This window comes from Bacillus cereus group sp. N12 (genome assembly GCF_016483575.1).
GTDB classification, from domain to species: domain Bacteria; phylum Bacillota; class Bacilli; order Bacillales; family Bacillaceae_G; genus Bacillus_A; species Bacillus_A toyonensis.
The window spans coordinates 19,490-40,736 of record NZ_JAEHBO010000036.1 but is presented as its reverse complement, the minus strand read 5'-3'; the positions used below and the strand labels follow the sequence as shown (position 1 = coordinate 40,736).

Below are 21,247 nucleotides of genomic sequence, written 5' to 3'. Positions count from 1 at the left end.
GCATTTTACTTCTAAATTAAAGAGGTAGTTTTCAGTCTCAGCAAAAACAGATGAAACACCTATATAGTTGCACCAATTATGCTTAATAATCGTTTCATCCACTATACTCCTTTCTTCAAATTAAAAACTTAAAATGCCCAGCTACCTTTACGGAAAATTGGCTCTACAGTTCCATCTGGTAGAATACCGTCGACGTCCATCTCACTGCTGCCAATCATAAAGTCCTCATGTATTACTGAACTATTTGCACCTAACGTTTCAAGCTGATCGTTATCTAAATCCCTTCCACCCTCTAAGCAAGTTGGATAAGCTTTACCAATCGCTAAATGGTTCGAGGCATTTTCATCAAACAATGTATTAAAATATAAAATCCCCGATGCTGAAATTGGCGATAGATGTGGTACAAGTGCTACCTCACCTAAATAGCAGGCGCCTTCATCCACATTAATAAGCTCCTGTAATAAACCATGTCCTATCTGTGCTTCAGCTTTAATAATTTTTCCTTCTTCAAATGTCAGTTTAAAACCGTCGATAATATTCCCTTGATAAACTAATGGTTTTGTATTGCTTACATAGCCATTTACACCTTGTTTCATCGGTAACGTATAAACCTCTTCTGTCGGCATATTAGCCATAAAGATAGTATCATCTGGCGTTTTACCACCTCCAGTAATCCATTTATGCTGTGGCGCTAATGCAATTGTTAAATCAGTACCTGGCGCTGTATAGTGAAGCATCGCATATTTTTTATTGTTTAATAGGACCGCACGAGATTCTAAATTTGTTACATGTTCACGCCATTTTTCAACCGCATTTCCTTCACCGATACGAACAGCTTTAAAAATAGCCTCCCATAATGCTGGTACTTGATCCTCAGCTGCTAAATTCGGGAACACCTTCGATGCCCACTTTGATGAAGGAACTGCTACCATCGACCAAGCTATTAAATCCTTCATTACGGCGTTGCGATTGTTTCCTAGAGCAGCTCCTGATACCTTTTGATAGGTAGCTAGACGATCAGCTGAAATACCTGTAAATCTATCGGGGTCTGTAGCATCTATTATTAATAGTGCGCCATTACGTTCAATCAGCTCATCATTCATTTTGACTATCCATTCTGGGAAACGATTAAATTCTTCATCTGAGGCATGATCAAAGTAAGCACGATCCATTTCCTCATCCGAAAAATTAACATGAACACGCCCAGCCCCAGCCTTATAAGCCTCTTTCACAACTATACGGACGAAATCCAATGCATCCACTGATGTATTGACTAATAAGTATTGCCCTGGTTGAATATTGACACCAATTTTTACCGTAAGTTCTGCATATGCTTGTAATTTTTCTTCAAAAGTCATATTATTTACCTCACTTTTGTCCAATTGTTTTTGAATTCACTTCACAAGCTTGCCTTCATACCATACTTTCTGAACAGGTTTTCCAGGATTTTCTCTTGTCTATTTTTTACGTTTTTCATCAAGACATGATAACAACTTAGACAGAAATATATTTCAATGAGTTTCGATGTTTTTACCAAATAATCTAATACAAGGTTATCAAGCACTACATAAAGTTATAGCGTTCTTTATTATGAAGGCTCACTCATTTCTTTCCAATCATTTCAATGCTGCTGCACCTAAATGCTTCCCATCAATGGGGCGTTTAACAATCTCAATCACACCTTTCTTTGTATAAAGTTGTTTTTGATAGATAATTCTATCATTTAATACAAATATAAATCATTCTAAATGAATTTTCAAGCAATTAAATTTATTTTTTTAAATTTTTGGTAGCAACCTATGTAAAACTGGATTCTAACAAAGGCAGCGATAACGGTAAAATCTTTATGCATAAATGGATAAGAAATTACTGCTAAATATTAACGAGCCGATGTACTCTTAACTGGGTAAAAATCGGCTTTTTTATGTCAAAACTTTCTTAGCATATACTTTCGTTAAAATGTGGGCGGTACCCCATGCCCATCAAGCTAACATTTTGAAGTGCCGCCTAAAACAAAGAAATGTACAACTTCACGCGAAATTGTACATTTCTTTGCTTTGGGTGTTATAAAATTCTTAAGTTGATGGATATGTTGTATTCCCTGTAATCCCAAAAAAAATGAGGAAAGACATATGACATATGTCTTTCCTCTAAAATTGTAATACTCAATATGCTCTTGGCTCTATTTAATTTTCTAATTAAATCTTTACATACTTTTCTTTATAATATTTCCTAACTCTGTCCAAGTTGTAATACGCGGGATATTGAGATGTTGATTGTAAGAAGTAGTTTTTGCATACACATTTATCGGTTTTCCTATTAATGTTTCTAAGACAGCCGGCTTATCATCAAAGAAATAGTTTAATTTCATTTCTTGTATGAAGTGTATTTTTTCTTCATCCTTCATTCCATAGAAAAAGCGATCTTCATGTACCGGAAAACCTTTTTCTATTAACCATTTTTTTGTTTGCTCTCCATGCTCTTTAGGTCGCGCCGTTATATAGTAAATTTCATGTCCCTGTCTTTCTAATTCTTGCAATGTCTCTACTGCATACGGAAACGGTGAACAAGAAGTATAATAAATCTCATCCAGCAAACTATTCCACATATGACTACCTTCCTCCGAAGTCATGCCAAATGCTTCATGAATTTCAATTGTTTTTAAAGAATGAAATACATCCAATCCTACTTTTTTGTTTAATTTTTTATTATATAAATGAAAAGCATGCTGCCTCAAATCAATTAATGTATCATCGATATCAAATCCAAACTTCACTCTCCATCGCTCCTTTCTGCAATCCATTTATCGGAAAATATAAGTAGCTTTTTTTCTCCTTATTTCTCATCTTTCCGATATTCTGGATAACCAATAAATCTATAATCTTTTCCAACCTGGGTAAATGATATATCCTTAAATTCAATTGCATCTTGCATTTTAGTAATACCAGTCCCCTCTACAAAGCTAGGCGCCAATCTGCCCCCAATAATTTTAGGTGCGAAATATAAAATAAGTTTATCCATCAATTCATTTTCAATAAACGAAGCATTTACCTCTCCACCACCTTCAATAAGCAGGGAGGAAACTCCTTTTTGCCCTAAAACATCAAGCATTTCATATAAGTTTATATGCTTTTCTCCGCTAGTAACAAATACTTTGACTCCTGCATTTTCTAATGCCTTCCTTTTTTCCGCTGCATGATTACTTGTTGTAAATATCCAGGTAGGAGCTTCTCCATCTGTAACAACGTGAGCTTCCATTGGTATGCGTAATGTTGAGTCCAAAATTACTCGAATTGGATTTCGCCCATTTGGAATACGAGTTGTCAATGATGGATTATCCTTTTGTACAGTATTCGCTCCTACTAAAATAGCTGCATTTTCATTTCGTATTTGGTGTACTTCCTGTCTTGCTTCTGTAGATGTGATCCACTTACTATCCGATAAAGAAGTAGCAATTTTCCCATCTAATGTAACACCCGATTTAATCGTTACAAATGGGCGCTTTGTCATAATATATTTATTAAAGACTTCATTCATCTTTTTAGATTCTTCTTCACACACTCCTACAAGTACTTCAATACCAGCATCTTGCAGAATTTTAATTCCACGTCCAGAAACAATTGGATTTGGATCAAGTGTAGCAACTATTACTCTCTTAATTCCTGCTTGTACAATTGCTTCTGCACAAGGCCCTGTTCTTCCATGATGAGAACAAGGTTCAAGAGTTACATAGATTGTACCACCACGTGCTTGTTCTCCCGCCATACGTATCGCATGTATTTCGGCATGTGGTTCTCCGGCCTTCATATGTGCTCCGATCCCTACAATTCGATTATCATTTACAATTACAGATCCAACCAGTGGATTTGGAGTGGTTTGTCCCTTCATAGCCTTGGCATTTTCTAGTGCTAACTTCATATACAATTCATGCTCAAGCATGTAAGTGTCCCCCTTCAAAATGTCCAGAACGTTGAATCTTCGTTTGCAAATATTTCTCATTAAACTCTGAGACATCACCCCATAACGGTTCACGACTCGTAACATTTAATCCAGCTTTTTGTAACGCTTCTAATTTTTTCGGATTATTTGTAATAAGTTTTACAGGTTTTGAGCGTAGCGCTTTTAACACTTCAATTGTATCATCATAGTTTCGAACATCATCTTCAAAACCTAGGTTTAGATTAGCTTCTACTGTATCTAACCCATTTTCTTGCAAGAGGTACGTCATCGCTTTACTAAACAAGCCAATCCCTCTTCCTTCATGATTCGCTAAGTAAAATAAAGCACCTGAACCATGTTCTGTAATCATTTGTAAAGACTGCTTTAATTGGAATCCACAATCACAACGTTTACTACCAAAGATATCACCCGTGTGACAAATACTATGCATACGAATTAGGGCATCTTCAGAATTCTCAAAATCACCATATACAAGCACACTAGATTGTTGCATATCAGCTAAATTAATAGATGAAAGTTTTTCAATAATTCCTTCTACACTATTTGTAACCTCACTACATTGCAACCAAGAATACCATTGGAAAACTTTAGTCTCCCCATATAAATTAATTGGCAATTTGATAGGACCTACTAAATAAATATCCTTTCCATCTTGATGTATAAATTTAATTTTATCTTCTAACATATGAATTGTATCTGTTGTAACCATTAAGTACCTCCAAGTATAGAGAATCTCTAAAAAATTCCCTTCCATCGTTATATTTTTTATTGTTTAACTTACACAACGTAAGTGTTTTTACAGATGATATTCTTTTTTCTCTCAGCTTATATGCAATATGTATCATTACAACTTTGGCCATTTAAAGAAAAGAACTTCAGTTACATAAAACAACTTAGTTACTTTATGTAAGTGAGTATACAATCGTAATTAATTTACGTCAAGTAATTAATTATAAAAACATTTGTTACTAATAGTAAGATGTTATATAATTTGTTTTAGGAGGTGAAGGAAAATGAATGATTCTACATTATGCCCTCGCTTTGAAAAAGGAATGAAATTCTTTAGTCAACGATGGACAGCACTAATTATTTACCAACTTTTCTCTGGATCTCAGCGCTTTTGTACGCTTGAATCTTCTCTTCCTGTTAGCGGAAGATTACTTTCAGAAAGATTGAAAGAATTAGAACTAGAAGGAATTGTCGAACGTAAAGTCTTTCCTGAGACACCAGTTCGTATAGAATATTCTTTAACTCAAAAAGGATTTGCTTTAGAAACTATTATTCGCGGAATAGAAGAATGGTCACAGGAATGGATAGAACTTGAGGAATAGTATAAAAGCTTTTTCGTATATAGTTTTAAGTAATCAAATTACAAATACCTATGATTAAAACGCTAGTTTTTCAAGCATTTATGAAAACTTAGCGTTTTTAATAAATAAAACAAGGTGATCAAAACGATAACCTTGTTCCTTTAAAGATTAAAATTATATTTTCAACGCCTTTTATTCATACATACTCGATTAATAAAAAGAACGAATAAACTTTTTTTGACGAAACAGTTTTATTTTCACAATACAGTTAGCTTCCCTCGCTATTTGCGGACAGTAAGACACTACTAATTAAAGTTTCACTTTATTACTTATGAAATTTCACACGCTCTTCAAGCGGTTGAAATTCTTTTTCTCCTGGTGCAGCTGTTGGATTACCAAATGGCATTTGTGCAATTAATTTCCAATTGGCAGGAACATTCCATTCTTGTTTTACCTCATCGTCGATTAATGGATTATAATGTTGTAAAGATGCCCCTAATCCCTCTGCTTCTAATCCCGTCCACACGACTAATTGGTGCATACCTGATGCTTGGTGTGACCAAATTGGGAAGTTTTCAGCATATGCAGCAAATTTTTCTTGAAGCGATTTCACTATTGCCTCATCTTCAAAGAATAGCACTGTTCCATAACCAGCTTTAAAGGAATCCATTTTTTGTTGCGTTCCTGAAAAATCTCCATCTCCAACTACTTTTCTTAATGTTTCAGTTGTAATATCCCATAATTTATCATGAGCTTCACCAAATAATACAACTACTCGCGCAGTTTGAGAATTGAAAGCGGATGGAGTATATTTCACAGCAAACTCCACGATTTCTTTAATTTTTTCATCTGATACTTGTACCTCTTTATTAATTCCATAGTAAGTACGTCTTTCTTTCAGTGCAGTATAAAAATCTTTTGTCATAACGTCATCTCCTCCTAAGTTCTAATATCCTTCAAAAAATACATCTCGAAGATAATATGCGTTTAAATTCTTTCATTTTTTAATGATTGAACTCCATAACATCAATTACCAATCATTCTGAACCTAAACACACTGCTTCCTTCAGTTGACCTAAAAAACGTCTTATAACATCATTCATAAAATCTAATCATCATTCGGTACTATTTTATCCATTCTCTATTAATGTATCCTGTTTGTTTCATATTTACACAAATATGAATTTAATCACCAAAGATAATAGCGTTAAATTGACTCATTATTATAGTCAATAAAAAAGCCAGGAAGCGTTTATAACACATTACCTGGCTTAATACATTTTAATTTTAAATTCAGCTAAGCATTCTTAACGAATAGTAGTTAAAACTATACCCGTCACTTATTTAATGATTAACATCTCATAAGGATGTTGTTCCATAAATCTGTTCTCCCAAGGAATCTCTAATGACGCCCAATTTGAACCACCATCTACTGACTGATACACTCCTTTATTGCTAAACAGATAGAACGTCCCATCACTTGTTGCCTTTAATACTGGTATGATTGTGCCTTTGGGAGTTGGTAAACCTGCATTCATTTCTGCCCAAGGCTGATCTTTTTCTTTCTTATAAATATATGATTCACAATTTCCATTATTGTAATCATGTGCTACGTGTGGATTTGACGATGTCGCAATAATAATATTTTCCGGATCATTAGGATTAACTGCCATTTGATATGCGTAATGATGCTTTAGCCCACTACAAATATAGTTCCAAGTTTTACCTCCATCACAGCTCTCCGCATACTCGTGACCTGGTTCTTTCAAGAATGAATCACCTAAAACCCCGTATAAGCGATTCGGTGCATTGCGATGTGATTTAAGAACGTGAATATCTTGAGGATAATTCCCCTCTTTTTCCTCAGTCCATGTCATACCGCCATCTACACTTTTAATTAATCCCCCAACCTCAATAGTCGTATAAATGGTTTCTGGATTATTAGCATCAATTTCAATGTATTTTACATGGTGTGTATATGTTCGTTGAGGAAAGAACCATGATGAATACGATGGCATTTGTCGATAATCCGTTAGCAATTCAAAACTGTCTCCTCCATTTTTGGATACAAACATTGCGCTCGGTTCAGTTCCTACATATACGATCCCGTTACCGTTATCACCCTTCGCTGGAGATACAGAAACTGCTGTAATAGCTCTCATATAAATAGCATTGGCTGGGAACACTTCACCAAAGGAAGGTAACGTACCAATCACTTCCCATGAACTTCCTCCATCTTTACTTCTCCATAATCCCCTATCAAAAGTACCACAATATATTCTTTCTTGGTCGTATGGATCTGAAGCTAAAGCAACTGGATTAACACCTACAAACTGCGAATGGACACTCCATGTTGAATCTTTTCTTTCTGCAATTACAAGTTCTCTATCAAACGCTAATATGAATTTTTCCATAGCTAAAATCTCCTCGTTTCATGAATTTCCTACTATATTATTTAAATTTTAAGCATTACAAGTTAAGAGGCTCCATTTACATGCTATAGCATGTAAACGGTAAATTTTATACGCAATATGTGATTAAAAACTTACATTATATCATTTGTTAACTTCACATCAGTACGATGAACAAGATGTCCTGTTAACTCATATAAGTCTATATGCCCCCTCCAAATAAATTATAATTTGCATGCTATAGCATACATAATATAGAATGCATTATTTTATGTCAAACTTTAATACTGTTAATCAGTTCTTTAGATCGCCTAAAGCAATTTAAGAGTCATAATATAAACAGAAACATTTTATTGAATAAAAAATAAAAAAAGAGTGCAATTTGCACTCTTTTTACTCATTTCTATTAGAAATCAAAGTTATCAGGATCTGGACCAACGCGGTGATTTTGATTTAATGCATCGATTTTTTCCATATCTTCTTTCGTTAATTCAAAGTTAAATACATCAGCATTTGCAATGATGCGGTTCTCTTTCGTTGATTTCGGAATTGTAATCACTCCATTTTGAAGATCCCAACGTAAAATCACTTGCGCTGTTGTTTTACCATGTTTCTCAGCAATTTCTTGTAATGTTTCATTATCTAATAATTGACCTTGCATTAGTGGTGACCATGCTTCCATTTGAATACCTTGTTCTTTACAGAAAGCTTGTAATTCTTTTTGTGTTAAACGAGGATGGTATTCTACTTGGTTGATCATTGGCTTAATTTCTGCGTCTTTTATTACATCTTGCAGATGATGGATTTGGAAATTACTTACGCCAATTGCACGTACACGCTTTTCTTTATAAAGTGTTTCTAACGCTCTCCACGTATCTTTATATTTCCCTTCTACAGGCCAGTGAACAAGATATAAATCTAAATAATCTAGTTTTAATTTTTTTAAACTCTCTTCGTATGCAGCAATTGTTTCTTCATATCCTTGATCTGCGTTCCATACTTTTGAAGTAATAAATAATTCTTCTCTTGAAATACCAGTTGCTTCAATACCGGCACGAATTCCTTCACCTACAGCTGTTTCATTTCCGTAAATTGCAGCTGTATCGATGCTACGGTATCCTGCTTTAATCGCTGATTTAATTGCTTCTACAAGTTCTGGTCCTTCTTCTACTTTAAATACACCTAAACCGAACCAAGGCATTTCTACACCATTATTTAATACTGTTTTATTTTGTAAGTTTTTCATTTTATTTTCTCTCCTTTTATTTTACTTGATCTCTTTTTTCTAATGTCATACTCCATGCTGTTAAAATAACAGCACCTACTACCATAATGCCGCCTACCCAAGCTGTATGAATTAACCCTAACGAGTTCGTTACAATACCGCCTAAATAAGCACCAAGAGCAATCCCAGCATTAAACGCTGCAATATTAATTGCCGATGCAACATCGACAGCACTCGGTACAAATCGTTCAGCTAACATTACGACATATACTTGTAACCCTGGAACATTCATAAATGCGAATAGCCCCATTAAAATAATTGTGATTAACCCAGCTACCTTAAATGGTGCCGTAAATGTTAAAACAAATAATATAATCGCTTGAATAAAGAACATGTAGAATAGCGCTCGAATTGGATTATGATTGGATAATTTTCCACCAATCACATTCCCTATCGCAATGGCGATTCCATACACTAATAAAATGATCGTAACCGTATTAGCTTTAAATCCTGTTACTTCTTGTAATAACGGAGATAAATACGTAAATGTTACGAATGTACCGCCGTATCCAAGTGCAGTAATGATGAAAACAAGTAACAGTCTTCCATTCGTAATCAGTTTAAATTGATCACGGAATGATACAGACGAACCTTTTTTCATATTAGATGGAATGAGAATACTATTAGCGATTAAAGCAATAATTCCAATTACCACAATTGCTAAAAATGATGTTCTCCAGCCAAATTGTTGACCGATAAACGTTCCAATTGGTGCACCTGTAATAGTTGCAACTGTTACACCAGTAAACATAATCGCAATCGCGCTAGCACGTTTATTTTCTGGTACAAGTGCCGCAGCAATCGTTGAACCAATTGACATAAACACACCATGCGAAAGCGCAGACACAATTCTCGCAATAAGTAATACAGTGAAGCTTGTTGCGACAGCTGCAATTCCGTTACCAATAATGAAAATAATCATAATCCACATTAATAACGTTTTTCGTGACATATTAGCTGTTAACGACGTTAATACTGGAGCACCAAATGCTACGCCTAACGCATATAAAGAAACGGTTAAACCAGCTGTTGTCACCGACACATGTAAATCTTCCGAAATAGATGGTAATAAACCGACACTAACAAATTCAGTTGTCCCAATCCCGAACGCACTAATCGCTAGCGCTAATAACGCAAATATACTTCTTCGATTCGTCTGAACTTCTGAAGACGATGCTGTATATGAATTCAATTGAGTTTCCCCTCTCCCCTACAATTCCTATCATAATAGTGCGATAAAAAGGCCCTTTTATCTTTCAAAAAATATATTTTATCTCTACAAACGCTATTATGAATGGTTTCATTCTCTTTTTAAAGAACGCACTTTAAAGTACTGTAGGCACTTTTTAGTACCGTACTTCTCATTTCTCACTCCGCTCTTACAAATACTATTATGAAATGTATTTAACATAATTAACAGTACGTACTTTAAAGTGCTGTAGGTACTAAAAGTAACATAGTTAGTTACTAGTACCGTAAAGCTTGTTTCTCTCTTACATGTGCTATTATGCATTATATTGATCCTAATAAAAAGTACGTACTTTAAAGTACTATAGGTACTAAAAAGTAACATTTACATAACCTAGCTTATTTTGCTCAAAAATTGACATCTACATTCAACGAAGAAGGGTTTCATATAAAGAAATACACTCTTCCAGTAGAGGTGACTTTAGAGGATATTACTTGAAAATGTAAAAGATCATATTCATTACCGCAGACAAATAAAAAAAGGCAGAAACGAACAGAAATATGTTCATTTTTGCCTTTTTTATTTAATCATTAAAATGTACGACTTTTAGAAAGAAAGTCTTTATCGGCTCCTGTTACACCGCTTTGTCCCCAGTTTCCTGGAATCATTTCACGAATAAGAATTAGCACTTTATCCAAAGGTGCATGTGTATATTTAGAGGTTAATTGTGTAAGTTCGTTTACCCACTTATCCTTTGTCTCTTGATCAAATGTATTCCATATATCAATCTTAATGATACCCATTCCATCAACGTTACTATCCGGTGTACCATAAGACCCTTTTGTTTCCCAATTGGACACCCTACTTTTCTCAGAAAAGGTAGCATCACTTGCTACAGCTCCAGCTTTCCCCCAATTTTCTTTCTCAAGTTCCGTGATTAACACTTGAATTTTGTCAGGGACAATTTTTAATCGTTTTATTGTAAGTTCCGTTACATTATAAATGAATTCCTTCTTTTCTTCTGTTGACATGGTTGGCCAAGTATTTAGTTCAATTAATGGCATAGTATTGCCCCCTAAAATTAATTATTTATTCATTAACTACAACGATTAGTTCAAATGATTTTTAACTGCTCTTACTACCAATTCGTGATCTTCTTCTGGTGGTAATCCTGAAACTGTTATCATTCCAATAACCCCTACGTTTTTTATTCTGATAGGAAAACATCCACCAAACGCAGCGTATTCCGAAGTATCTAAAAGATATTTTTCATTATATGAGACTCCAGTTATTTCACTTTGTATCTGCATATAATATGAGCTACGGTCATGCAGGGAAACGACTCGTTTTTTACGCTCAATCCATTTCGTATTTTCCTCATTTGTCCCTGTCATCTTGAAATGAAATAATTGCACACCATTTTTCGTTATATCAACAGCAATCAATTTCCCCTCTCGCTTTGCTGTTTCAACGATAAATAAGCCTAGTTGCAAGGCATCTTCATTTGTAAAAGAGGTAAATTGAAGTGTTTCTTCCTCTTTTACAATTTGTTTACTTATTTCATTCAAATTTGAATTAGTCATATCTTTAACCTCCATAATCGTGTTATGCCACTCTGGTATTTCGGGCAATTATTGAATTCTAAAGTATCAACTTTCAATCAATCTGAATCTAAATAAACTGCTGTAACATCAAGTAGCTAGTACCGTAAAGCTTATTTTCTTCTTACTGGTGCTATTATGAATGATATTCAAAGTTATAAAAAGTACGCACTTTAAAGTGCTATAGGTACTTTAAAGTACTATTTTACTTATCCCTATCTTACAGAGACTATTATGAAATATATTTAACATCTTAAAAATGTATGTACTAAAGAATAATATTTTTCATATCAAACTTTTTTGCTCAATGGCTGTAATTTAAATTCATCAAATTTTTGTATCAAGACAAACGAAAAATAAAAGAATCTAGCGGATACTAGATTCTTTTCTGATTAAAAAACACTCTTATATTTCTCGTGTGTTGTTACAAAAGACATAGAATAGAACTTCTACTAAAAGCTCATTTTAATTACAGTAAAAGATTGGTGAAACGAATACATTACACCACCTAAAAATAGGAGGCAACAAAAATGGGTGAAAAAACAGCAAGCTTTTCACAAGTAAATCACGTCGGAATTACAGTAAGTAATTTAGAAAAATCTATCGTTTTTTACGAAGCATTAACAGGTAAGAAAGTATCAAACATCGATGAAATTGGCGGAAAGAGAATGGCGCAAACTCAAGGACTTGAAGATACTCGTATTAAATACGCCAACCTTCACTTAGACAATTTGAATATCGATATTCTAGAATACGTTGTCCCTAAATCAGATAAAGCATCTTACTCAAATGATCAAATTAGTGCGATGCATCTTTGTTTTGAAGTAGAAGATATCGATGCTGCTGTAGAACGTCTAAAAGCAATTGGAGTAGAACCAGATGGAGATCCAATTGTCTTTCAAGAAGAAGACGGCTTGAAATCTGGATTTGGTACAGGCGTTGCCTACTTCCGTGATCCAGATGGTACTAATTTAGAACTAATTGCTCCAAAAGGTCCATTCAGACGTGAATAATTAAAATATATTAATACCGAAAAAGCCACCTAATATATGAAAGGTGGCTTTTTGTCGCTAAGTTGATAGATTGAATAAAAAAGGACAAACTCTCCAACTTGAGAAGTTTGTCCAAAAAGTTTTTCGTGTCCACTATTTTCACACTAAAACTAACAATCGTGAATTAGAATAATGACTTAATACTTGCTAAAACAGTAAGTACACCTACAATAATAACAAATACGTTACTCATTTTCCCTTTGTATTTAGCTAGTACTGGTACTTTATTGATTGCATACATCGGTAATAGACATAAGATAGCAGCAACTAATGGACCGCTTAGAGAATCAATAAGTCCAAGAATACTTGGATTTGTATAAGCAACAAACCAGCATGATAATACAACAAAAGTAAGGACGATTGTCTTAATTGTTTTTTCTTCTATATCTTTTCCACGTGATTTACCGAACTTAATAATCATGTCACGCATTACTTCAAATGCTCCGATATAATGGCCAAGGAAAGATTTTGTAATAGCCACAAAAGCAATGATTGGAGCTGCAATCGTGATTACAGGTGAATTAAGCTCATTAGCAAGATATGAAAGGATTGATAAGTTTTGCTCTTTTGCCATTTTTAAATCCTCTGGAGTCAAGCTTAATGTACTACTCCAAACGAAGAACATAACTACAGCGAATGTCATGATATAACAAACTTTTTGTATTTGCGCACATTTAGCATCAGTAGCTTCTATTCCATACGTAGCTCTCTGTTTCACAACAAATGATGAAATCATAGGTGAATGATTAAATGAGAATACGATGATTGGTAGAATCATTAATATCGTTCCAAAATAGCCTGTACCTGTTGAAGCAGTAGAAACAGCTGAAAAACTAAGCATTGACGTATTCCACTGTGGAATTAAAGATATTGCGATAAAAAGTAGAGAAGCTATGAAAGGATACACTAGCATACTCATTACCTTTACAGTAATATCTTGACCAAAATTCAGTATAGCGATAAGACCAAGAACTAATACAAGTGATAAAATAGCCCTTGGAGGTTCTGGCATGTGCAATTGATGCACGATAAAACTACTTGCAGTATTTGTAAGCGCAACCGAATACATTAGTACGATTGTATAAATTGAACCGAAATATACGATGTTAAAAATGATACTCGCTTTATTTCCGAAATACTCTCTAATTGTACCTGTGATCCCCTCATCAGCAGAATTAGAAGCGTATATCATTTTAGCAAGTGCCCTATGTGAGTAATACATAACTGGATATGCAAGCAATGTAATTAGTAGTAATGATAATAAACCACCTGAACCTGCATTAATCGGTAAAAAGAGCACCCCTGCTCCAATTGCAGTTCCAAATAGGCTCAATGCCCATGTAGTATCCTGCTTATGCCACTTTTTCGGATCTGCATATTGCTCATTTTTTAGTGCGGTATTTTCAGCTTGAACTTCTATTTTCTTTGCAGTATTCCCGTTCATATAATAACTCCCCCTTGTATCCTATTCTTACGTCTCTCTTTATAGCTAACGAATATCTTCCTTTTTTGGAAAATGAATTCCTTACAAGTTGCCCCACATTGCATGTCCTTCATCATAATGAATCCAAATTGAAACATTCGCTAGTTAGCGTCCTAATATAATTGTTAGCGTTAACAAAAAAGTTTACTCGTAGTATCCGCTCTTTATATAAAGAACCCTTAAGAGAACAATATAGAATAGACTTCATAAATACGTTGCAACATTTCTAATAACAGTGTATTACTTTAGTGGTTTCTCTTTTTTTACTTATAACAGTAATTTCAGCTAAACCGGCCTCTCTTCATTTATGAGGCATTTCTTTCTCAATTCTACACATCACTTTAATAACTTCGGCAGCATTTATGGTATTGATTACACAAGCCACTGAAGCACTTTACATACATTTCCGCCTCTAATCACACACCTTTCTTACTAGTAATCGCATTTTTTATATTTTCTCCAGAGATAATAAAATTTCTCTCGACGCCCTCATTATAACGTGTATATTTATAAAATTAATATTTTTATATTTTCAGATTTTTCACCAGGAAAAATTTTCAATATATAATGAATTTCATCCATAATGCAGTAATTTTTTCCATTACTTTAAGATATACTAGTTATTTAATACATTCCACCTCATACACTAAAACTATTGTAATAAATAATTAATGAATATATTTCCAAAATAGAAAAATAAATTTTCGGGATATATATTATTAATATCGAATTTATATACATTTATTGGAAAGGGATATCTCTTTTCCACCAAAGTTTTCTATAAGAATTGAACTCATTTTTCGGACAATACGTTTTTTAACTTGATGACAATAAGGAAACCCGCTAGCATTTTACAAAAACTACGCTAAGCCGAAAAATATAATAAGCCCCCCATATGGAAGGCTTATTTACAAAATAATCATTGTCTATTTTTATTGATTCTCTTCGTCTCTTTTATACTCCAAAATATCACCTGGTTGACAATTCAAAGTCTTACATATCGCTTCTAATGTTGAAAAACGAACCGCTTTTGCTTTCCCGTTTTTCAAAATAGAAAGATTTGCCATCGTAATCCCAACCCTCTCTGAAAGCTCCGTTACGCTCATTTTTCGTTTTGCTAACATCACATCAATATTAATAATGATTGCCATATCCTCCACCTCAGACCGTTAAATCATTTTCTGATTTTATATTAATAGCTTCTTGTAAAAGTCTTTGTAGAACAGCAGCAAAAACGGCAATTACCATAGAGGCGAAAATAATAACCAATCCAATTGGTATAAAACTTGGAGGGTCAACTCTTGCCGCCATAAGATAGTAGAGTGGCATACCTAGCAAGTACAAGGTACTAATCGTGAGGGCACTGTATTTAATATTCTTTAAAGCCTTTACCGATAATTCCGAGAACGCTTCGTTCTTATCAATATAGCTTAAAAGTTTAAATGCTTGATACAGAGCAAGGTAAAAAGGTATCGCTGCCGCGTACATATCGATTAAAACGAGAGATTTCATATAAGCAATATTTGGATACAATTCTCCAGCAAAATCCCCAATCTTAGGCACCAAAAATATGCACAATACAAGGACTAGGATTCCTATAAAAATAATAGCTAGCTTTAAAAAGAGTGTCGTAACTTGTTTCATAAAAGCACCTCGCTTATTTAATAACAAAATGATTTTATCACATAATTTATTTTTTAACGATAAATATTAGTTGTTTTTTATTATATTATTATTGTTAACAAAATATCCTTTTCATTTCAACAAAAATAAAAAGCATTTCTCATTACAAAGAAATGCTTTTACTTTAAAATATTAATTTTATAAATCATGTTATTAAATTTCTCCTGAACTCCCTAATTTAATGGTTTTTTTTCACACAAAACAATTGATTTTATCACAACTAAAGATTCCAAAAGAAATTATATTTAATATAATTTTTAAACTCCCCCATTCACTAGCTCGTTTATCGAATTTAATTTGGAAGAAAGCTTGATAAACCATTCTTCATCCCCTGTTAATAATGCAAGGTCTATAAGATAAAGGATTTGTTCCTTGTTTATTGCTTTTGATTCAGGGAGTTTTTTTACGTGTTTACTTAAAAAGGACATTGTTCTACTTATTGTATCCCTGTTGTCACATTTAACAACATTAACCTTAACTACTTCCCCTACATGATCAAATGATTCAATATAACCAAGTATTAATTCACCCTCTACTGATATTCCTCGAACCCAATCTCCTACTTTTAAAACAGGATTATTTGACATCATACTTTTTCACCTTCCTAGAAATGATTTTAGTATTAATTTATTAGGATTCGTTCCTCGTTTTTTAGAGACGACAAACAAGATACACAAAACAACTCGAACTGTAATGTTTTTCATTACATTTAGACATTAAGAACTCCACGGCTATATAGAAATTAAGCCGTTTATCGTTCTTGATTGATTAGATCGACTACTTCTTTCATCGTATAGTTCTTTAAATATTCACCTAGATGTTCTTCAGCACCTAAGAAAATAGTGAAAAGAACTTTTCGCATATTCGAGCCTACAATACACTGGTCATTCGATTCTGGACATTTAGGTTGCAAAGCACCTTCTGAGGTTATTTGATAAATATGCCAGAGATTAACTTCACTTAAATCTCGAGCGAAAATAAAACCTCCACCAATTCCCTCTTTTGATTGTATAAACTTATGTTTTTTTAACAAACTTAGCACTTTGCGAATGCGTACTGGATGAACACCTGCACTTTCTGAAATAGCATTGCTTGTTGACATCCGGTCTGGCTGTAGTGCTAAATAAGTTAAACTGTGAATGGCCAAGGTAAAGTCACTGTTCATGGTCTTCCTCCTACGATATAAATTGCTAATCACTTTTCAACTTACTGTAACTATAAATATTACAGATAGGTTTGTCAAACGTTAAGATTTATAAATAATTTTTACTATGAAGAAATACATTCATTTATATTCTATACGAGCTCACCGATGTCTATTAGTTACATTTATCTTTTTGAACTACCTATTATTATTTATGTTTTTTAAGTCTAAAAATAATTTTAAAAATCCCACTGTTTCTTGACTTGTTCTTCTGCCAACTGTTTAATTTTTGTCCAGATTGTATCTTTGCTCACAATAACATTTGTTTGATAATTTCTATTTTTATAATTCACTGTAACGCATACTTCAATCATCTCTTGCTTCCTCCTTTCAAAAAATTTCACTTATTTATATTTAATCCCTGAAAAATTTTGGATTTAGCTAGAATCTCTAACCTATAACTTCACTTTTTAAATAATCAAACTTAAAAACCCCACTGTTTCTTGACTTGTTCTTCTGCCAACTGTTTAATTTTTGTCCAGATCGTATCTTTGCTCACAATAACATTTGTTTGATAGTTTCTATTTTTATAATTCACTGTAACGCATACTTCAATCATCTCTTGCTTCCTCCTTTCAAAAATTCCCTTTAAGAAATATTACTTATTAATTAGCCAACTTTTGCAATTCTATGTTCAGAACTGTTCGAACGCTACGTGGTAAAAATTTACGAATTTCTTCCTCGTTAAAACCAATCTGCAATCTTTTTTCATCCAACATTATTGGGCGGCGCAACATTTGAGGATACTCAATTATTAATTTATAAAATTCATTAAGCGAAAGCGCCTCGATATTTATATTTAATTCCTGAAAAATTTTGGATCTAGTTGAAATAATTTCAGTAGCCCCTTCTTCAGTTAAACGAAGAATTGATTTAAGTTCATCGACTGTAAGAGAGTTTGATACGATATTTTTTTCGGTATAATCAATTTGATTCTCTTCAAGCCATGCTTTTGCTTTTCGGCATGAACCACAGCTTACTGTCGTATATAAAATCACCATATTTTATTCACTCCTTTAATGTTCTTTATCAAACGTACAATTATTTTAAATATGGATTATTGAAATGTATTAAAAAAAATTACAGTTTAGAATCAAATTCACGTAATGTTATTTATTCGACAATGTTTAATTTATCTCAACTATCCGTTTCCTTTTAAAATGATGCTTTCATACAATTACTGTATCTACATTTTACAGACGATGACAACTTACTTCTTAAAACTATACTGTAATTTTAAACTTTACAGTTAGATTAATCAACTGTTAAGTCTTGGATTAAATCTATCAACGTAACAAATCGTTTTCTTTTGTGTGAATGTCCCCATAGTTATTATTCTCACCAATTTCAAATGCACTTCAAAGTATATTATACTCATTTCTTGCTTACATGTGCTATTATGGAATATATTTAGCACAATAAATAGTACGCACTTTAAAGTATTATAGGTACTAAAAAGTAACATATAAACTTTCTAGTCATGTTCTGTTTACTCCTCTCTTACATTGGTTATTATGAACGATATTTAGCACAATAAATAGTACGCACTTTAAAGTGTTATAGGCACTAAAAAGAAATAATTTTAGTATTCAAACGTATGTAGGCCCAAAACTGTCATCTAAATTCATCAAAGGAGTTTTTTTATGAAAACATATAATATTCCTGTAGAAGCGACTTTAGAAGTTATTGGTGGAAAGTGGAAAGTTGTTATCCTTTGTCATTTAAAAAAAGGAACAAAAAGAACGAGTGAATTAAAACGTTTAATGCCTGGTATTACACAAAAAATGTTAACACAGCAATTACGTGAACTGGAAGAAGACGATGTAATCCAAAGAAAAGTATATGATCAAGTACCACCGAAAGTAGAGTATTCTTTAACAGATTACGGTTCATCTTTAGGAGCCATACTCGATTCCCTCTGCGCTTGGGGAGAAGGTCATCTTGAAAAAAACGGGAACACATCCATGCTTATTACAGCTGATGAATAATAAAGTGAAACTTTAATCAGTGGGGGGTGTTCATCCCCCACTGATTATTAGCCTTCACCAATCGGGCTTTTATGGGCAGTGAGACTCCCACCTAACCTCTTTGCTTTCGCTGAATTTTGAGGTGGGAGTCTCACTGCCCTCAAATAGCGGGATACCTATTCCTCTATTTGTGTAAATTCTATCGAAGACATAAAAAAAGGTTGAGACACTACTTGCCTCAACCTTTTTTATGTCTCTTTATAACTTTTTGCGGTAATAACTGTTTCAAATTCAAAGGTTTCTGGTAGATGATCGGCATAAGAGTACTCGAATGTGCGTCCATCCGTTAAGTAGGCCACTTGTTCAACTCTCATTAGGAAATCTTGATTTGTTAAGTTCATAAACTGCTTTTCTCGATCATCTGGTCGAACTCCTTTAACCCTGACAACGGATGTCCCTACTTCAAGACCAAGTTTATTTTGAATGTGTGAGTATATCGATTCCTCTAAAACGGAAGCTTCAACACCTGGGATGACCGAAATCGGCATCCACGTATGCTCCATAATCGTCGGAATGCCGTGGATGATTCGAAGGCGGATGATTTTATAGACGAAATCACCGATTAAAACTCCCAATTTTTCAGCAACAATTTCATCGGCACCGACAATCGTAAACTCGATAATTTTACTTTCTACCTCACTGCCGTAAACAGCTTTCGTACCTGTTAAAGTTTGAATCATTCGTGCCTTTTCCTGTTGACGCCAATCTTGAACCACGGTTCCACTTCCACGCCTGCGGATGATGTAGCCATCTCTGACTAACAAATCCAGCGCTTTTTTAATAGTAAGTGCTGAAACGCTAAATTCTTCAGCAAGGACGGGGCTACTCGGGATTTTTTCGTTAATTTTATATTCGCTGTCTAAAATTTGCTGTTTAATTTTTTGGTAAATGCCGAGGTATTTTACTTGTGTTGATCCACTTGCCATTTCCATACCTCCTTTATACTGTATTCCCTCTTCTATTCATTCAAATGTAAAGCCTCAAGTTTGTAAACAGAAGGTGATGGAGCAGCAAATCCGTTTTCCAAGATTTCAATATTCGTTACTGCTTCTTCGTCTTTCACAAGTTTTGGTGCACCATTTACGATTGTTTCATACGCTGCATCATAGAAACGACCGTAATCACCAAGCGGCGTTTTAATTTGTTTTTCAATCCAATCACCGTTTGCGTTACGATATTTAGCAATTCCATAGTACATCGGCGAATCTTCACCAAATCCTGCACTCTCAGGCATAATACCCGCTTTCAGATCATTTTCCTGCTGATCTTCACCGTATTTAATAAATGAACCATTTGTTCCATGAACGATAAAGCGTGGATAATCTTTCGCTACAACATGGTTTGTTTTCAATTTAATTTTCAGCTGATTGCCGTAATGTAGACCAACATCGAAATAATTATCAACCGCACCTTCCACTTCATTATTACGAATATCGTATGTCACCGTATCCGGACGGCCGAATAGTGAAATCATACGGTCCATCGTATGAATACCTAAACTGTAAAATGAACCTTCTTCTTTTAGACCTTCGTGAGTGATTGAACCAGGACGGAAATAATCAATATGTGATTCGACCTCAACAATATCACCGAGGAATCCTTGTTCCACAACTTGCTTCACAGCTAAGAAATCACCATCAAAACGACGGTTTTGATAAGGCATAACTACTACACCTTTCTCTCGTCCTAAAGCTAATAATTCTTTCGCATGTTCAACTGTATCGCAAAATGGTTTTTCAACGATAACTGATTTCCCAGCAAGTATAACTTTTTTCGCCAATTCGTAGTGGGTATGCGCTGGCGTACAGATTGTCACTACTTGAATTTCTTCATCATTCAACAATTCGTCCAAATCAGTAGTGAAATAAACACCTTTCTCCGCATATGGAGCCGCTAATTCTTCATTAATTTGGCGTGCAAAAATTGTTTTTACTTTTATATTTTTACGTGTGTTTACATAAGGTAAGTGATAACGGTTAGCTGATTTCCCAAATCCGATAAAGCCCATTGTTAATGTCATGTTCTTCAACTTCCTTGCTCAT

Annotated in this window: 23 protein-coding genes; 3 read left to right on the top strand and 20 right to left on the bottom strand. The window is 34.0% G+C overall.

Annotated elements, in window-relative coordinates; translation table 11 throughout:
- Positions 1-128 precede the first annotated feature (128 nt).
- The 4 genes from JDS92_RS17105 to JDS92_RS17090 all read right to left on the bottom strand — a co-directional run bounded on the left by JDS92_RS17105 (position 129) and on the right by JDS92_RS17090 (position 4,669).
- A complete protein-coding gene (locus JDS92_RS17105; RefSeq protein ID WP_097959635.1) occupies positions 129-1,358 on the bottom strand; it encodes an aminopeptidase in 1,230 nt (409 codons plus the stop codon).
- Positions 1,359-2,206: 848 nt separating this feature from the next.
- Complete coding sequence (locus tag JDS92_RS17100; RefSeq protein ID WP_000668230.1) at positions 2,207-2,776, bottom strand: 5' nucleotidase, NT5C type; 570 nt, start codon at positions 2,774-2,776, stop codon at positions 2,207-2,209.
- 59 nt (positions 2,777-2,835) lie between these two features.
- On the bottom strand, positions 2,836-3,939 hold the full coding sequence (gene ribD / locus JDS92_RS17095) for a bifunctional diaminohydroxyphosphoribosylaminopyrimidine deaminase/5-amino-6-(5-phosphoribosylamino)uracil reductase RibD (RefSeq protein ID WP_199632195.1): 1,104 nt from the start codon (positions 3,937-3,939) through the stop codon (positions 2,836-2,838).
- Positions 3,932-4,669, bottom strand: a complete 738-nt coding sequence (locus JDS92_RS17090; protein ID WP_097959632.1) for a GTP cyclohydrolase II — start codon at positions 4,667-4,669, stop codon at positions 3,932-3,934. Before JDS92_RS17090 ends, ribD begins: the two co-directional genes overlap by 8 nt.
- 304 nt (positions 4,670-4,973) lie before the next feature.
- Here JDS92_RS17090 and JDS92_RS17085 point away from each other — a divergent pair, with 304 nt between their 5' ends.
- Entirely contained in the window at positions 4,974-5,291 is a 318-nt protein-coding gene (locus tag JDS92_RS17085) for a winged helix-turn-helix transcriptional regulator (RefSeq protein ID WP_001000106.1), read from the top strand.
- Between the two features lie 304 nt (positions 5,292-5,595).
- Here the strand turns inward: JDS92_RS17085 and JDS92_RS17080 are convergent, their stop codons facing one another.
- The 6 genes from JDS92_RS17080 to JDS92_RS17055 all read right to left on the bottom strand — a co-directional run bounded on the left by JDS92_RS17080 (position 5,596) and on the right by JDS92_RS17055 (position 11,738).
- A complete protein-coding gene (locus tag JDS92_RS17080) occupies positions 5,596-6,195 on the bottom strand; it encodes a nitroreductase family protein (protein ID WP_097959630.1) in 600 nt (199 codons plus the stop codon).
- A gap of 415 nt (positions 6,196-6,610) precedes the next feature.
- The gene (locus JDS92_RS17075) at positions 6,611-7,684 is read right to left on the bottom strand and encodes a WD40/YVTN/BNR-like repeat-containing protein (RefSeq protein ID WP_097959629.1); all 1,074 of its coding nucleotides are present in this window, start codon (positions 7,682-7,684) and stop codon (positions 6,611-6,613) included.
- Positions 7,685-8,087: 403 nt separating this feature from the next.
- Complete coding sequence (locus tag JDS92_RS17070; RefSeq protein WP_199632194.1) at positions 8,088-8,927, bottom strand: aldo/keto reductase; 840 nt, start codon at positions 8,925-8,927, stop codon at positions 8,088-8,090.
- Positions 8,928-8,943: 16 nt separating this feature from the next.
- A complete protein-coding gene (locus JDS92_RS17065) occupies positions 8,944-10,158 on the bottom strand; it encodes an MFS transporter (RefSeq protein ID WP_106080645.1) in 1,215 nt (404 codons plus the stop codon).
- 587 nt (positions 10,159-10,745) lie between these two features.
- The gene (locus JDS92_RS17060) at positions 10,746-11,219 is read right to left on the bottom strand and encodes a tautomerase family protein (RefSeq protein WP_097959812.1); all 474 of its coding nucleotides are present in this window, start codon (positions 11,217-11,219) and stop codon (positions 10,746-10,748) included.
- A 45-nt stretch (positions 11,220-11,264) separates the two neighbouring features.
- On the bottom strand, positions 11,265-11,738 hold the full coding sequence (locus tag JDS92_RS17055; RefSeq protein WP_098911665.1) for a heme-degrading domain-containing protein: 474 nt from the start codon (positions 11,736-11,738) through the stop codon (positions 11,265-11,267).
- A 548-nt stretch (positions 11,739-12,286) separates the two neighbouring features.
- Between JDS92_RS17055 and JDS92_RS17050 the strand changes: the two genes are divergently transcribed.
- Entirely contained in the window at positions 12,287-12,769 is a 483-nt protein-coding gene (locus JDS92_RS17050; protein ID WP_097959811.1) for a VOC family protein, read from the top strand.
- 163 nt (positions 12,770-12,932) lie between these two features.
- Here the strand turns inward: JDS92_RS17050 and JDS92_RS17045 are convergent, their stop codons facing one another.
- The 8 genes from JDS92_RS17045 to spxA all read right to left on the bottom strand — a co-directional run bounded on the left by JDS92_RS17045 (position 12,933) and on the right by spxA (position 18,179).
- Positions 12,933-14,252 carry an aromatic amino acid transport family protein gene (locus JDS92_RS17045; protein WP_001014167.1) on the bottom strand — a complete coding sequence of 440 codons (1,320 nt, stop codon included), beginning with the start codon at positions 14,250-14,252 and terminating at the stop codon, positions 12,933-12,935.
- 971 nt (positions 14,253-15,223) lie between these two features.
- The gene (locus tag JDS92_RS17040; RefSeq protein ID WP_000974630.1) at positions 15,224-15,442 is read right to left on the bottom strand and encodes a helix-turn-helix domain-containing protein; all 219 of its coding nucleotides are present in this window, start codon (positions 15,440-15,442) and stop codon (positions 15,224-15,226) included.
- Between the two features lie 10 nt (positions 15,443-15,452).
- Complete coding sequence (locus tag JDS92_RS17035) at positions 15,453-15,935, bottom strand: DUF2975 domain-containing protein (protein WP_087970325.1); 483 nt, start codon at positions 15,933-15,935, stop codon at positions 15,453-15,455.
- A gap of 296 nt (positions 15,936-16,231) precedes the next feature.
- Complete coding sequence (locus JDS92_RS17030) at positions 16,232-16,564, bottom strand: IDEAL domain-containing protein (RefSeq protein WP_000987479.1); 333 nt, start codon at positions 16,562-16,564, stop codon at positions 16,232-16,234.
- A 161-nt stretch (positions 16,565-16,725) separates the two neighbouring features.
- Positions 16,726-17,139 (bottom strand): Rrf2-family transcriptional regulator SaiR, encoded by a 414-nt coding sequence (gene saiR, locus JDS92_RS17025; RefSeq protein WP_001083461.1) that lies wholly within the window; start codon positions 17,137-17,139, stop codon positions 16,726-16,728.
- Positions 17,140-17,357: 218 nt separating this feature from the next.
- Positions 17,358-17,492 (bottom strand): BA3454 family stress response protein, encoded by a 135-nt coding sequence (locus JDS92_RS17020; protein WP_000573526.1) that lies wholly within the window; start codon positions 17,490-17,492, stop codon positions 17,358-17,360.
- A gap of 110 nt (positions 17,493-17,602) precedes the next feature.
- A complete protein-coding gene (locus JDS92_RS17015; protein ID WP_000573527.1) occupies positions 17,603-17,737 on the bottom strand; it encodes a BA3454 family stress response protein in 135 nt (44 codons plus the stop codon).
- 46 nt (positions 17,738-17,783) lie between these two features.
- Complete coding sequence (gene spxA / locus JDS92_RS17010; protein WP_199632193.1) at positions 17,784-18,179, bottom strand: transcriptional regulator SpxA; 396 nt, start codon at positions 18,177-18,179, stop codon at positions 17,784-17,786.
- A 642-nt stretch (positions 18,180-18,821) separates the two neighbouring features.
- On the opposite strand from spxA, the gene JDS92_RS17005 reads away from it, so the two are divergent.
- On the top strand, positions 18,822-19,166 hold the full coding sequence (locus JDS92_RS17005) for a winged helix-turn-helix transcriptional regulator (protein WP_000860824.1): 345 nt from the start codon (positions 18,822-18,824) through the stop codon (positions 19,164-19,166).
- 227 nt (positions 19,167-19,393) lie between these two features.
- On the opposite strand, the gene JDS92_RS17000 is transcribed toward JDS92_RS17005, so the two are convergent.
- Both JDS92_RS17000 and JDS92_RS16995 read right to left on the bottom strand, forming a co-directional pair.
- On the bottom strand, positions 19,394-20,131 hold the full coding sequence (locus JDS92_RS17000; protein WP_000146294.1) for a GntR family transcriptional regulator: 738 nt from the start codon (positions 20,129-20,131) through the stop codon (positions 19,394-19,396).
- A gap of 32 nt (positions 20,132-20,163) precedes the next feature.
- Positions 20,164-21,225: an oxidoreductase gene (locus JDS92_RS16995; RefSeq protein WP_000176622.1), complete on the bottom strand. Its 1,062-nt coding sequence runs from the start codon at positions 21,223-21,225 to the stop codon at positions 20,164-20,166.
- Positions 21,226-21,247 lie beyond the last annotated feature (22 nt).

Excerpts from the sequence above, each read along its gene's own strand:
- JDS92_RS17105 (WP_097959635.1), bottom strand. The coding sequence starts at position 1,358 with ATGACTTTTGAAGAAAAATTACAAGCATATGCAGAACTTACGGTAAAA.
- ribD (WP_199632195.1), bottom strand. The coding sequence starts at position 3,939 with ATGCTTGAGCATGAATTGTATATGAAGTTAGCACTAGAAAATGCCAAG.
- JDS92_RS17090 (WP_097959632.1), bottom strand. The coding sequence starts at position 4,669 with ATGGTTACAACAGATACAATTCATATGTTAGAAGATAAAATTAAATTT.
- JDS92_RS17085 (WP_001000106.1), top strand. The coding sequence starts at position 4,974 with ATGAATGATTCTACATTATGCCCTCGCTTTGAAAAAGGAATGAAATTC.
- JDS92_RS17080 (WP_097959630.1), bottom strand. The coding sequence starts at position 6,195 with ATGACAAAAGATTTTTATACTGCACTGAAAGAAAGACGTACTTACTAT.
- JDS92_RS17075 (WP_097959629.1), bottom strand. The coding sequence starts at position 7,684 with ATGGAAAAATTCATATTAGCGTTTGATAGAGAACTTGTAATTGCAGAA.
- JDS92_RS17070 (WP_199632194.1), bottom strand. The coding sequence starts at position 8,927 with ATGAAAAACTTACAAAATAAAACAGTATTAAATAATGGTGTAGAAATG.
- JDS92_RS17060 (WP_097959812.1), bottom strand. The coding sequence starts at position 11,219 with ATGCCATTAATTGAACTAAATACTTGGCCAACCATGTCAACAGAAGAA.
- JDS92_RS17055 (WP_098911665.1), bottom strand. The coding sequence starts at position 11,738 with ATGACTAATTCAAATTTGAATGAAATAAGTAAACAAATTGTAAAAGAG.
- JDS92_RS17050 (WP_097959811.1), top strand. The coding sequence starts at position 12,287 with ATGGGTGAAAAAACAGCAAGCTTTTCACAAGTAAATCACGTCGGAATT.
- JDS92_RS17045 (WP_001014167.1), bottom strand. The coding sequence starts at position 14,252 with ATGAACGGGAATACTGCAAAGAAAATAGAAGTTCAAGCTGAAAATACC.
- JDS92_RS17040 (WP_000974630.1), bottom strand. The coding sequence starts at position 15,442 with ATGGCAATCATTATTAATATTGATGTGATGTTAGCAAAACGAAAAATG.
- JDS92_RS17035 (WP_087970325.1), bottom strand. The coding sequence starts at position 15,935 with ATGAAACAAGTTACGACACTCTTTTTAAAGCTAGCTATTATTTTTATA.
- JDS92_RS17030 (WP_000987479.1), bottom strand. The coding sequence starts at position 16,564 with ATGATGTCAAATAATCCTGTTTTAAAAGTAGGAGATTGGGTTCGAGGA.
- saiR (WP_001083461.1), bottom strand. The coding sequence starts at position 17,139 with ATGAACAGTGACTTTACCTTGGCCATTCACAGTTTAACTTATTTAGCA.
- JDS92_RS17020 (WP_000573526.1), bottom strand. The coding sequence starts at position 17,492 with ATGATTGAAGTATGCGTTACAGTGAATTATAAAAATAGAAATTATCAA.
- JDS92_RS17015 (WP_000573527.1), bottom strand. The coding sequence starts at position 17,737 with ATGATTGAAGTATGCGTTACAGTGAATTATAAAAATAGAAACTATCAA.
- spxA (WP_199632193.1), bottom strand. The coding sequence starts at position 18,179 with ATGGTGATTTTATATACGACAGTAAGCTGTGGTTCATGCCGAAAAGCA.
- JDS92_RS17005 (WP_000860824.1), top strand. The coding sequence starts at position 18,822 with ATGAAAACATATAATATTCCTGTAGAAGCGACTTTAGAAGTTATTGGT.
- JDS92_RS17000 (WP_000146294.1), bottom strand. The coding sequence starts at position 20,131 with ATGGCAAGTGGATCAACACAAGTAAAATACCTCGGCATTTACCAAAAA.
- JDS92_RS16995 (WP_000176622.1), bottom strand. The coding sequence starts at position 21,225 with ATGACATTAACAATGGGCTTTATCGGATTTGGGAAATCAGCTAACCGT.